General features: G+C 53.5%; 9 protein-coding genes and 2 CRISPR repeat arrays (2 of these 11 running past the window's edge). Of the genes, 8 read left to right on the top strand and 1 reads right to left on the bottom strand.

The window, feature by feature from the left end; all coding sequences use genetic code 11:
• Positions 1-193: a CRISPR direct-repeat array (repeat unit 37 nt; unit sequence GTTTCAATCCCGTTCTGGGTTTTCTCCCGGCTGCAAC) (it extends 6,773 nt beyond the left edge of the window).
• 115 nt (positions 194-308) lie between these two features.
• Positions 309-962: a CRISPR-associated CARF protein Csa3 gene (gene csa3 / locus EA462_RS02020; RefSeq protein ID WP_124176900.1), complete on the bottom strand. Its 654-nt coding sequence runs from the start codon at positions 960-962 to the stop codon at positions 309-311.
• Positions 963-1,086: 124 nt separating this feature from the next.
• On the opposite strand from csa3, the gene cas6 reads away from it, so the two are divergent.
• Genes cas6 through cas2 form a run of 8 tightly spaced genes read left to right on the top strand, consistent with a single transcriptional unit; the run spans position 1,087 to position 10,825 of the window.
• Positions 1,087-1,953 (top strand): CRISPR system precrRNA processing endoribonuclease RAMP protein Cas6, encoded by an 867-nt coding sequence (gene cas6, locus EA462_RS02015; protein WP_124176899.1) that lies wholly within the window; start codon positions 1,087-1,089, stop codon positions 1,951-1,953.
• Positions 1,950-5,048, top strand: a complete 3,099-nt coding sequence (gene cas10d, locus EA462_RS02010) for a type I-D CRISPR-associated protein Cas10d/Csc3 (RefSeq protein ID WP_124176898.1) — start codon at positions 1,950-1,952, stop codon at positions 5,046-5,048. The genes cas6 and cas10d overlap by 4 nt, the downstream gene beginning before the upstream one ends.
• 3 nt (positions 5,049-5,051) lie before the next feature.
• Positions 5,052-6,041 (top strand): type I-D CRISPR-associated protein Cas7/Csc2, encoded by a 990-nt coding sequence (gene cas7d, locus EA462_RS02005; RefSeq protein WP_124176897.1) that lies wholly within the window; start codon positions 5,052-5,054, stop codon positions 6,039-6,041.
• Positions 6,042-6,051: 10 nt separating this feature from the next.
• Entirely contained in the window at positions 6,052-6,798 is a 747-nt protein-coding gene (cas5d, locus tag EA462_RS02000; protein ID WP_124176896.1) for a type I-D CRISPR-associated protein Cas5/Csc1, read from the top strand.
• Positions 6,791-8,944, top strand: coding sequence for a type I-D CRISPR-associated helicase Cas3' (gene cas3, locus EA462_RS01995; RefSeq protein ID WP_124176895.1), 2,154 nt, complete (start codon positions 6,791-6,793; stop codon positions 8,942-8,944). The genes cas5d and cas3 overlap by 8 nt, the downstream gene beginning before the upstream one ends.
• Positions 8,941-9,558, top strand: coding sequence for a CRISPR-associated protein Cas4 (gene cas4, locus EA462_RS01990; protein WP_124176894.1), 618 nt, complete (start codon positions 8,941-8,943; stop codon positions 9,556-9,558). The genes cas3 and cas4 overlap by 4 nt, the downstream gene beginning before the upstream one ends.
• On the top strand, positions 9,555-10,550 hold the full coding sequence (gene cas1 / locus EA462_RS01985; protein ID WP_124176893.1) for a CRISPR-associated endonuclease Cas1: 996 nt from the start codon (positions 9,555-9,557) through the stop codon (positions 10,548-10,550). The genes cas4 and cas1 overlap by 4 nt, the downstream gene beginning before the upstream one ends.
• A gap of 2 nt (positions 10,551-10,552) precedes the next feature.
• Positions 10,553-10,825, top strand: a complete 273-nt coding sequence (gene cas2, locus EA462_RS01980; RefSeq protein ID WP_124176892.1) for a CRISPR-associated endonuclease Cas2 — start codon at positions 10,553-10,555, stop codon at positions 10,823-10,825.
• A 110-nt stretch (positions 10,826-10,935) separates the two neighbouring features.
• A CRISPR array of direct repeats spans positions 10,936-12,356; the repeat unit is 37 nt; it runs 1,523 nt beyond the window's last position.

Here is a 12,356-nt window from a genome sequence, read left to right as displayed (position 1 = left end):
ACGAACAGCAAGTTTCAATCCCGTTCTGGGTTTTCTCCCGGCTGCAACGAGGGAATGTCCCCACTGATGAGTGGGTCGCTGTGTTTCAATCCCGTTCTGGGTTTTCTCCCGGCTGCAACGCGACTCTTTTCAAACCGTGACTGGGACGGCGACGTTGTTTCAATCCCGTTCTGGGTTTTCTCCCGGCTGCAACAGGGGGTCGAGATACGGACAAAGGGGCTAAAAAACTTCCTGCGCAGTCGAATTCCACATTGGAATTCGTCGACCTCTGCTGTACAGACTGTTTATATGGGTCGATGAAGACACACTCAGGCTGACCCGCTCGAGGCCAAATAGAGCTGGCCACCGAGCGTTATCTCGACGTGTTTCGTTCGATCTTTAGTCCGCGACGTGACTAATCCTTCGGTCTCGAGTTGATTGACGTGACGTGTGACCGTACTTTTTGCCAGTTCGCACTGTTGTTCGAGCATCGGAATCGAGACCGAGCCAGATACCTCGCCGATCAGTTCGAGCGTCTCCGTCGCCCCTCTCGAAGTGTTCGATGGAATCGTCGGCAGTTCCCACTCGCGAACGTTGCCGTCGATATCGCTGAAGCCAACCATCGAGTCGATTTCGTGTGCGTGAGCGACGGTCGCGATCGTCAGCGGGACGACCACGTCTCGAGCACCACCGCCGAGATTGACTATTACCGATCCCTCCGCTGCGCGGAGGACGTCACTACAGGACATTACCGCAGTCGAAAAGTCGTCGTGTGGGATGCGGGCGATCGAAACGGAGACGCTCGGTTCGATTTCCTGCAATAGTTGTTCCACATCTGCAATTGCTTCGGAGGCTCGGTCGTCGTCGGTCCCGTGCTCGGGTCGAATCAGGACGACGACGTCGTTCTTGTCGAGGTCTTGATTGAGTACCGTCCGCGTGACACTGGTCGTGTTGAACCCGATCGGCGAGACGTACGTTCGCATTAGCGGCCACTACTCGACTACGTCATTTAGTGTTGCACGATATTGCAACCCAGCTGTTCGAATTCCAGGTTGGATAGGTCGCCGGATTTATATTCTTCTGCTGTCGTGTTTTCGTATCCATCGCATGGCACAGCAATCACACTCGAGCGCCCGTACTCGCCGGGTCGAGATTCGCTTGCGACCCGAGGAGCGGTTCGCCGTTCCACTGTCGGACGGCTACTCGGTGTACAGCGCCCTTCTCAGTGCGCTGGAGTCCGCCGATGCGGACGCGAGCGCACGCGTTCACGACTCTCAGATCGGTAGTCTTCACACTAGCGGCCTACAGGGTGTGTTCGGCGACAGTGATCGCTCCCACCACAAACTCGCCCTGCCGAACGAGGAGTACCGACTGTCGATCGGGATTACCGATCCCGAAGACGAGGCGATCTTTCAAGCTCTCGTCGCCGCGCTGGTCCTCGAAGGAGACTCGATCGAACTCACGAACGGCAGCCTTCGCGTCGACTCCTTCGAGAGCGAGAACTCGAGCCACCAAGATCTGCTCGAGACCGCGGCTTCGTTCGACGATCCATCGCTCGAGTTCGATTTCGAGACGGCAACCTGTATCGAGGAGGCTGGCTCGGTAACGACGATGTTCCCCGTTCGCACTGCCGTATTCTCGAGTCTGCTAGGGAAGTGGAACCGGACGGCTCCCGAGAATCTCGAGGTAGACGTCAGCCGGGACGCGATCGCCTCGTCGGTCATCGAGAAGCCCGACGACTCGAGCTACCGGACTCACAGCGTGCTGGTCAATCGCGTGGAGGACGATGACGGGAATCCACGGCCGATCTTTCGGCAGGGATTCTCGGGTCGGTGTACGTACGCGTTCAAGGATGCGTCCGAGAGCGTCGAGAACGCACTTTCAGCGCTGGCACTGTTTGCCGAGTATTCGGGGGTTGGGAGTGCCGTCGCTCGAGGGTGTGGGAATGTTAATATCCAGGTGGTGGATGAATGAGTGATAGTTCAGACGATGAACAAAGTGAGATTGATGACTTCAGCTATGTCGCTGAAGGAGAGGGGGACAAGTCGCACATAAATGAGAAGTCACAATCAGGTGTTGCATCCCTTCCAGAGGAGATAATTGAAAATCCTGATGAGGTGTTTGCTCCCGATGAGACAGTATCTGACGAGCAGGCAGCACTCAACGAGGTGTTCATGGAGTACCTTTCCGAGATTGACGGCAAACTCATTGAGGCCGGTTGGCTATACCTCCCGAATAAGAGCACCGAGTACGGGAAGGTTGACCAATCGATGCTCAATCACACTCGGAATCTCGTTTTCTTCCTCCATCGACTTGCGGCCCAGGCAGAACTAGCCGGTCTCAGACCGATCTCTCCGAAAGAGTTACGTCACCTCATCGCTCTTGCAGTCATTCATGACTATCACAAACTTCGTGATGAAGACGAGAATCGGTTAGAGCGGTTCAACATTACAATCGCAGAGCTAGAGCCTTTCGTCGATGAACTCGGACTCAAAGCGTTCAGCACCGCTCCGTCGGAAGCAAATTCAGCGCTTGAGATGCAAGACTTCCGTTCCTGTGCTGTCGATCATCACGCAACCGAGAATGCTAAATCGACGAACGTAACGCTTCGGTGGGAGGAATATCGGCCCTTCATTCGGTTAGCAGACGGGATGGCGTCTTCGACGACGCCAGAAGAAGCTGTGAACGAAAGGGCACAGAAACAGTTTCGGGAATGCTTCCCGGGTGTGGACGTTAAACTGGCTCACCACCGGATCGACCACGTGAGTGGCATTTTCACTAACCTCCTTAATCGAGCGGTAAACGACCATCTGAGTGATGAATTTGGCTACAGCCTTCTAACGATTTATCAAGATGGGTGTGTGTATCTATCACCAGAAGACACATCTAACCTAGAGAAGGAAGAGGAACTATCCGAAACGATCGCGGACCGCTTCGGAAATACAATCAAGCAGTCTCACTCATCGTATGACAACCCCGATCAGCTACTGTTGAATTTCTCAACAATCTCACAGGGGTTGTATAGCCTGAATTCGCCAGATTTCTTCTACGCAGGGGCTCAAAATATGCTCCAGGCAGTCGTTCGAAAGGGAGTCAACGATGGTAAGGAAGATGGCGACCCTAGCGAGGCCGCACTGGACTCAATGCAACTACTGGAGGAAAGTCTGGATCAAACATTCGCCAAGACAGAACAACAATATGGTCTCGGACGGTTCGTCAATACGATTAAAACGTCGTTCGTTAGACCGCTACTCAACAATGATGCAACTGGCGACGATCTGATTCGAGCAACAGTAGCGGTGTTCGATCTACCAGAATCTCTCGCGGACCAACTCAACAATCTCTCCGATGAGACAGTCTCATCACTGACGAGCGGGGGTAAGTGGGAATATTCCTACGCTATCGCTCAGGGGCTCTTAGATTGTCACGGTGTCGGACCCAAGATTCGAAATGACGAAGATGCCATCTTCTCCATAATTGATGCTGGCCTCAGTGATCTCGCTGGCGATACCAATGACTGGCGCCAGCTAATTAGAGATGAGCACGCTGGAAATCTGAAAAGGGAGGTACAGGCATTTATCAGCGAGAATCTTCGAGTCGGATCTGGTATATTGCTTTCGTCCGAATCAACTGTGGATACCTTCGATGAATATGTGAAAAAGTCACGTGGGAAGACTTGCACACTGTGTAGACGTGGCGTTGCTGCAGGTGGCAATTTGGGCCCAATGAAATCAAAGAAGTCGCTCACAACGCTGCAGAGTGGGTTTTCCAACCGCGAGATGATAGGAGTTAATGAACGGGAAAAGCTCCTGTTGTGTTCTGCCTGCCGAATTGAGTTTTCCCTTCGGGAGACAGCTTCTCAACGTCGAGGACCCGGTCGGCTATTTTTCCACCTGGTGCCAGATTACTTCTATACGCCATTTTCTTGGCAGCTGTATTCTCGAACAATCAATCGGTTTACTGGTGAGAACCGCGTCCGGATTGGACGGCTCGCAGAGGCCGTATTCGACACCGAATCTTCGGAAGAGTTCGCTTCAGTCATGAACGAACTGACCCAGCCCGAAGGAAAAGGGCGAACAATGATCGAGTCGTTATCTCAAGATTTCGATCAGAATCTGCAGTTCGGTGCGCAGACTGTGGGTTACTTTAAAAATTCCGACAACGATACCGAGTTCCAATTCTTCGGGACCTTTCTCGCGCTTTCGATCAGTTCTTACACGGGAATGCGAGTGTACCTCAGCGCATCTCCTATCCCGGAAATCCGATCACGCGACTTCCAAGAGTTCGTGAAGATCGGGGGTGGTTTCAGCCAAGCAACTTCATTCTATGGAGACAGCGTACCACTCTCTGAATTACAGGGCCGACTTCGGTCTGCAGCGGCACTAATCAAACTCGGCCACGCCTTGCAGGGAGACTCTCGAACGGACTCGCTGTTCGCAAAGTACCTTCGGGTTACTCGTAACGAGTTGCTCCCGGGGTCGTACCTGCTCAAACGAGCAGCCCAATCCTCAGATGAGGGGCCGTATATTCCCGCCCTGATGAGGTACGCTGTTACGCTCGATGAGCAAGCCGGCATCAAGCAGTACGGTTCAAATATGAGTGAAACACCACACAGCCGCATCACACAACTCGCCAATCTCGCTTACGACGCTATCCGTCCCGCAAGCGGCCACGGACGAAAACCTCATCGCGTCGAACGAGTCTTTCGCGAGAGTGTGAAAGCGGTATCGAAGACAGGCGAACAGCTCAGCCGAGACGACTACGTGATGCTCGTCTCAGGACGACTTCAAAAAAGATTGGTCCCGTCAAAAGTCAATGCGGTTTACCCAGTCAGCGCAGAAGACTCAAATTCAGGTACACCATTGCAAGAACGCATTGAGGACTATTCCGAGTTCTTCGTAGACGAAATCCTCTATGGTATCGCAAACGGTCGCCCCTCGCAGCTGAAACGCCTCAAAAACAACCTTGCCGACGGGTTCTTTGGCGCAACGCTCAGGGCAGAATCGAGATTCTACGAAGAGCGTGACCAAACGAACGAAAGTAACGACGCGGACACGGAGATGGAGTAACCAATGCTACCAGAATCAATCACTACGGCGCTAGAGAGCGGTACCGTTCCGATCGACGAAATGACGAACACACCAGGAACCAACTACACGACGATCCTGGCACTCAGAGAACTCGAAAGTCACGCGATCTTTACGACTAACGGCGAGGACGCAGACATCGCTTCGTTGTCAGTCGTCGGAGAAGATGCGAGTATCGAGTACTCGCCAGGGATCATGTTCATGCGAAAACAAACTGGCAGTGACCGTCGCATGGGAAAGGCCATTCAGCGCGAGCTGCTGGATTATGAGGAAGATGACTCGATGGAGGTAAACAACATGAATCCTCGTTCCGTCGAGTCGGCTCTCTATGGGAGCGCAGCAAGCGGCGATGATGACGTCGATATTGGCGTCACCTCACGAGTGATGTACGATACGGCGTTTAGCGTTCGGGACGCAAGCGCGTGCATCGATGAGAAGTTCCAGAACGCACCAGGGGAAGATTACGCCAAAGGTTCCCGTTCAACTATCCGCGAGCCGGATTTCTTCGAACCGGGGTCACTTTTCCCGTGTGCAATTACGCTCCGAGACGCGACGCCTGCCGAAGTGGCGTTCGTCGTGGCGATCACGAAACGAAACAAGCGCTACGGTGCAGCAACGACGCGGCTTGGCCGCGTCAAAAACCACATCCTTGGCGTGTACACCGGCTCCGAGGAAGGCCCTTCGAACCGGGAACTCACGGCAAATGTCATTACGTCGTTCGCTGCAGATAGCGATTATACGTTAGGTGACGTCGTTCAGGCACCAGCGCTCGACATTTCGGAGGCAAGTGAGTACGTCCGAGATGCGTACGATGCTGCTTGTACAGAAGAGGTTGCACAGAATCCAGTTGATCAGGCAGTCGTGAATGAACTCATCGAGGTGGCTGCAGATGATGAACTCGAGGCTATCCTAGAAGCCCAGCGACCGCATTCTGAGGAGTTCATCGAAGACGCAATTGCAACTGACGGGGACTGACGGGGCTGCCATGCAGATCATCGAAGCAACGCTCACGACGCACGGCAAAGTTGGATTCGCCTCACGAGAAGTGGGTCGAATGACCGATACAGATCCATGTATCCTAAACACAGCGTTGCACTACGCCCTCGGCATTGCGAGTGGACGATACGTGGATGTGGTCCACCAGCCGACCTACATCGAAGACACCGCTGATGTAGTCGACGAAGTGTACGTTACCCCCGCGGCTCCCGCTCGTGTCGAACGGCAAGGCACGGCTCGTACGGAATATCTCACGACGAATCGAAACGCTCGAAGTGACACCTACGCGACGCCCAACTACCCAGCAACTGACGACCCCACTGGCCGGGCTGATAAGAATCTCCCGACGTTCGAGCGTGAGCGGGCGTTAGCGCCCGAAAACACGTTCCGTTTCTACGTATTTCCGTACGGACAAGACGCGAGTGAGGTAGCTACACGGCTCCCGTCGTATATCCGACTCGGAAAGAAGCGGGGGAAGGGACACGTCAGTTATCGAATTGTCGACGCCGAACGCCGATCGGGCAGGTTCAATCTGGGACATCCGTTGAGCGTATACGATCACGACACAACGCCGACCGGTGGCGTCGTGATGAAACAGATGCAACCGACACCGGTCTGGTTCGAAGGGGAGTTCGACGCTGACCACTACGCAATTGAGCCCCCGTATCGGAACGAATCGAGGATATATTACCCAGCTGGTGCGAAATTCCTCGCGACAAAACGGGACGATGTCTAATCCCGATTCAGTCTCGTTCCAGCTTGCTGGACTTGGACTTCGTACGTATCCGGGCGAGTATCCGGTGGACGGTATCACCCCGTACCGACACCAGTGGGCACTCCACGATGCGCTTACAGCCCGTGAACCCGGGACATTCGTAAACGATGCACCCACCGGTGGGGGCAAAACGCTCTCCTGGCTCGCACCTGTGATTTCAGAAGGGCTGTCAACAGTCGCGGTCTACCCAACGAACGCCCTCATCGAAGACCAAAATAGAAATATTTCTGACTTGTTGAGTGATGTCGATGGTGGAGATAATTGTCAACTATTGGCGGTCACCAGTGAAACACTCCAGAACGAATATGCGGAGCAATTTCCCGAAGCCAGTTCGAACGGTAAACGTCTCTCGTTGCTTCTGAAGCAAGCCTTCTCTAGTCGGAGGACCGTCATCCTCCTCACGAACCCCGACATATTCGTATTGCTCCGACGAGAGATCTACCGTGAACGAATTGGGGAGATTAAGCGATTCGAAGTTGCAGTCGTTGACGAGTTCCATCGGGCAACACGAAAAGAGCGGAATACGATGCTCTTTCTCCTCGACGAGATGTACGATACTAACGAGTCTATTTGTCGGCTAAATTACCTCGTCTTCCTAAGTGCAACCCCAGAAGTGCGCCTCGAACGGCAATTCGAAGAGGCGATGATTGCACCATATTATCGAGTCGACGACTTTGGCTGGCGGAATACTCCTCACCCCGCAATCTCAGGGGAGACACCATCTACAATATCGTTTTCACCGGGTAATTTACCTGCAGACTACCGCGCGGTCTTACCTCCTGTAGATTTGTTAATCGAGCCAGCACCGACGTTCGGAACCGCGACAGAAATGCTAGACAACGACGAAGTCGTGTTGGAGCGATTGGCCACCGGCCGGACGGTTATCATGCTCGATGGGGTTCACGAAATTGATCGCGTGTATGATCGCTTATGCCGTGCGGATCTCACTCGTGTTGAGCGAATCGACGGATTCCATCGTGATGGCGTTCGGGAGAAAATCGACACGTTCGACACGTTAGTGAGTAACTCTGCCGTCGAGGTCGGTGTCGACTTCGATACAGATCAGATCGTATTCTCGGGCCACGATGCTGCGAGTTTCTTCCAGCGTCTTGGACGACTTCGCACCCGTTCTGACCGTTCTGCTGCGTTTGCGTACGCGCCCCCCTATCTCTTTCATGATCTCGAACCGCTTGCAGACTCTCTCAGTGGACGATGGGTTGATCGCTCAGAGTTCGAAAAGCGCGTCAAATCAGCCTATGTCGATTCATCCACGCCCGCTTCGTTTGACTGGCGGTACTCTGCTGTAGAGGCCTACGATCACGTCGAAGAGCGAGTAGAAGATGCACCACCCGATGACCAACTGGCCGTTCGAAAGGCTGGTTGGCATCGGATTGAAAGTCACTTCTTTAATGGAGAACAGGGTGGTCTCTCTGAAAGCGATCTCCAACGGATACACGAGGTAGCTAATTCGGAACTCCTCAAGACGTTGAAAACCTACCGAGGGGAAAGCGTCCAGACGCTTGTTTACAACCAGCGCTCACAGACTGTTCAAACGTACAACCTTCCGTACCTTCTCCGGCATTCTGATATTTCGTTCCACACTCGAGATGACTTCTTAACTCATATCCCAAGCGAACTTATTGACCAAGTGTCAAGATTAGAACCGTACAGTAGCGGCTACTGTATTTACCGAGGGGAGTATGATGGCCAATCATCCGGGATAGATGGTGATCAGGTCTCTGGGAGGCTTTTCACGTACAAAGCAACGGGTGAACTCTATAGCCTTCTGAGTGACCATCCTCGAGATATCCGTACACCAGAGGTCTGTACTGGTTTAGAGGTCGAAGTGACACCTAGCGTCAACGGTGTGGATATATTAAAGGACGACCTCTCCACCGACCAGATCCTTTGTTATCCGCTCGAGGGGCACGTCTCGCAAATTCAGAATCAGTACTCGCTCGGCTCATTTGGCTTCATCTATTCACTCCTCTACTCAGAAGGGGAAGCAGCAGTGGCATTTGGCCATGACGCCCTGTATCTCCATTGTCGTGTCCAAGACAAAATACAGGAAAAGTCGAGTACGTTCGATGAGGTGCTTGATTTTTGAAGTCGCCACCGACCGTTGGACAACGGGACAAGGTCGTTCACGTTAGTGCATTGAATGAGTATGTATACTGCCCACGCCGGTTCTATTACCAGCGATACCACGACGAGATTGGTACCCCGTACGAACTCGTTGATGGTCGATCGAAACACCAGAATCAATCGAACAGAGGAGGATGGATCACTGAACGATACTTCAGGGCTGACGAGCTCAAGCTACACGGAAAAATCGACCTGATAGAATCGGAAGGTGGAGTTTTCACTCCAGTTGAGCGGAAGCGTTCCGAAAGTGGGCAGTACTATCCGAGCGACGAGGTGCAACTCACCGGCTACTGTATGTTACTTGAAGCCGCACTCAACGAACCGGTGAACGTCGGCTACATCTATCTGTATTCGACTGATGAACGGCATGCTGTTCGAATTACGGATCGTCACCGACGGACAGTCCGTGAAATCATCACCCGAATCGAAGAAATGTCTGTTGGCTCGATACCACCGTTGACCGACAACCCAGAGAAATGCGAGGCCTGTTCGGCTCGAGAGTACTGCATGCCAGCAGAAACTGCACGCCTCGAGCCCGAGAAAGCGGCTGGAACCGGCTGGGAGGACGAGATATGAAAGCATCCGAAGGAATGTACGATGAGGCGGTACTGTTCGTCACGAGACAGGGGTCCCAGGTACAGGTCGACGGCGGTCGAATCGTCGTCTGGGACGTTGACGGCGACGAGGGACGACTCGCCTCGAGGCCGATCGAGAAGGTCGATACGATCAACGTCTTCGGCGGAGTGAACTTCTCGACGCCGTTCGTCGCGAAAGCGAACGAACACGGCATCGTACTCAACTATTTCACCCAGCATGGAAAGTATCGCGGGAGTTTCGTCCCCGAGAAGAACACGATTGCAGAGGTTCGTCGGGCACAATATGCGCTCTCGGACGATGCGGAACTCGAGATCGCCAAAGCGATGATTTCGGGAAAGATCAGAAACGCACGGACGCTGCTCTCTCGGAAGGGCGTTCATGGAACGGAGGTGCTGAAAGACCTCGGCGTTCGTACGGAAAAGGCAACATCGAAAGACGATCTGCGTGGAACAGAGGGCGAAGCGGCGGAACGGTACTTCGCACGACTCGACGAGACGTTGACTGACGGCTGGACGTTCGAAACGCGGTCGAAACGGCCGCCGGAGGATCACATCAACTCGCTCCTCTCGTTGACGTACGTCTTCATGAAAAACGAGGTTTTGGCGGCGCTGCGGCAGTACAATCTCGATCCGTTTCTCGGCGTTCTTCACGCCGACCGGCACGGACGCCCGTCACTCGCACTCGATTTGCAAGAGGAGTTCCGGCCAATCTTCTGTGATGCGTTCGTAACCCGACTCGTCAATCGCGGAGCGATCACGCACGACGATTTCCGAACGGACAACCGGCTTCGAGATGACGCGTTCGACACGTACCTCTCGAAATTCGATGACTACATGCAAGAAGAGTTCACGCATCCGTACTTCGAATATACTGTGTCTCGTCGAAAGGCCATTCGTCAACAAGCAATCCTGCTTCGAAAGGTGATCACCGACGAACTGGACGACTACCACCCGCTTACTTTCGACCGATAACCATGCGACTAGCAATTACATACGACGTCAGCGACGACGCGAACCGACGACGGGTCTATCGCACTCTCGAGCGCTACGGGGCCTGGAAACAGTACAGCGTGTTCGAACTCGAAATTTCGAAAACCGATCGCGTCGAACTCGAGGACCAACTCGAGTCACAGATTTCTCCAAGTGACGGTGATCGAATCCGAATCTATCGACTCTGTAGTGCCTGTCAAGACGCAACGACCGATTTGGGTGATGAACCACCTGATGAGCAATCGAACGTGATCTGATCTTCGTCGACCTTTATTAAGAATCTGTACAGCCCCTGTCGACGAATCTCGAGGTTGTTTTGAAGCAATAAGAAACGTTTTTGATCCGTCTCGACGTATTTTCACCCCCTGTCGCAGAAGGCAGAAAACCCAGAACGGGATTGAAACTTCCCGACGATCGCGTCGGTCCGGCCGACAGCGGACGTCGCAGAAGGCAGAAAACCCAGAACGGGATTGAAACCAAGCTCTCCCGAATGAGAGAGACTATTGCCGTTTAGTCGCAGAAGGCAGAAAACCCAGAACGGGATTGAAACTAGCGACATGAAGACCTGGATCAGACGGCAAGGTCGCAGAAGGCAGAAAACCCAGAACGGGATTGAAACGGCACATCTTCTTTGGCATAACCGATACCAGCGACATGTCGCAGAAGGCAGAAAACCCAGAACGGGATTGAAACGATTCGGTTCTGATCACTTTCGACATTGACGATCGGTCGCAGAAGGCAGAAAACCCAGAACGGGATTGAAACCGTCGTCGGGCAGGAAGCGCGTCTGCTCCTGCTCGGTCGCAGAAGGCAGAAAACCCAGAACGGGATTGAAACGACGGCACCGACGAAAAGACACTCGGCGAAATGGTCGCAGAAGGCAGAAAACCCAGAACGGGATTGAAACCGAAGCTCCAGTACCGGATCGACTCCCACGACGATACGTCGCAGAAGGCAGAAAACCCAGAACGGGATTGAAACCGAACCTCTATGCACTGGACATGACGCTCGCTGCAGGGTCGCAGAAGGCAGAAAACCCAGAACGGGATTGAAACACGGCGGTAGTCTTGTAGGTGACATCTTCGGTGGCGTCGGTCGCAGAAGGCAGAAAACCCAGAACGGGATTGAAACGTCGAGAAGTGGGTGCATTCGGGACCGGCAACGAGTCGCAGAAGGCAGAAAACCCAGAACGGGATTGAAACTTTCCTCGAAATGCTCAATCACCGGTTTGGGAACGTGTCGCAGAAGGCAGAAAACCCAGAACGGGATTGAAACCTCAACGTGATCGCCGCCTTCAGCACGCCACTGTTGTCGCAGAAGGCAGAAAACCCAGAACGGGATTGAAACGATTAAGCGGGAGTCGTTCAGTGCCGGGTGTGGACACGTCGCAGAAGGCAGAAAACCCAGAACGGGATTGAAACCGTACGTACTCGAGCGAATGACGAAAGACGACTGGTCGCAGAAGGCAGAAAACCCAGAACGGGATTGAAACCGAATCTCCCCAACGGCATCGCGAAGCGGATCGGTGTCGCAGAAGGCAGAAAACCCAGAACGGGATTGAAACAGCGATGAAGAGTTGATCCTATTCACTAACAGTGAGGTCGCAGAAGGCAGAAAACCCAGAACGGGATTGAAACATCGCTCTTTGCAGATTCAGGTGGATGATGACTAGTCGTCGCAGAAGGCAGAAAACCCAGAACGGGATTGAAACGGGTTGACCGGGCCACATCGGGGGACTATCGCGGATGTCGCAGAAGGCAGAAAACCCAGAACGGGATTGAAACACCG

It is taken from the genome of Natrarchaeobius halalkaliphilus (genome assembly GCF_003841485.1).
Taxonomy (GTDB): domain Archaea; phylum Halobacteriota; class Halobacteria; order Halobacteriales; family Natrialbaceae; genus Natrarchaeobius; species Natrarchaeobius halalkaliphilus.
This window is presented reverse-complemented; position numbering and strand designations above follow the sequence as displayed.

What these genes read in the sequence shown, in the direction of transcription:
- csa3 (WP_124176900.1), bottom strand. Translation starts at nt 962, where the DNA reads ATGCGAACGTACGTCTCGCCGATCGGGTTCAACACGACCAGTGTCACG.
- cas6 (WP_124176899.1), top strand. Translation starts at nt 1,087, where the DNA reads ATGGCACAGCAATCACACTCGAGCGCCCGTACTCGCCGGGTCGAGATT.
- cas3 (WP_124176895.1), top strand. Translation starts at nt 6,791, where the DNA reads ATGTCTAATCCCGATTCAGTCTCGTTCCAGCTTGCTGGACTTGGACTT.
- cas1 (WP_124176893.1), top strand. Translation starts at nt 9,555, where the DNA reads ATGAAAGCATCCGAAGGAATGTACGATGAGGCGGTACTGTTCGTCACG.
- cas7d (WP_124176897.1), top strand. Translation starts at nt 5,052, where the DNA reads ATGCTACCAGAATCAATCACTACGGCGCTAGAGAGCGGTACCGTTCCG.
- cas2 (WP_124176892.1), top strand. Translation starts at nt 10,553, where the DNA reads ATGCGACTAGCAATTACATACGACGTCAGCGACGACGCGAACCGACGA.
- cas10d (WP_124176898.1), top strand. Translation starts at nt 1,950, where the DNA reads ATGAGTGATAGTTCAGACGATGAACAAAGTGAGATTGATGACTTCAGC.
- cas5d (WP_124176896.1), top strand. Translation starts at nt 6,052, where the DNA reads ATGCAGATCATCGAAGCAACGCTCACGACGCACGGCAAAGTTGGATTC.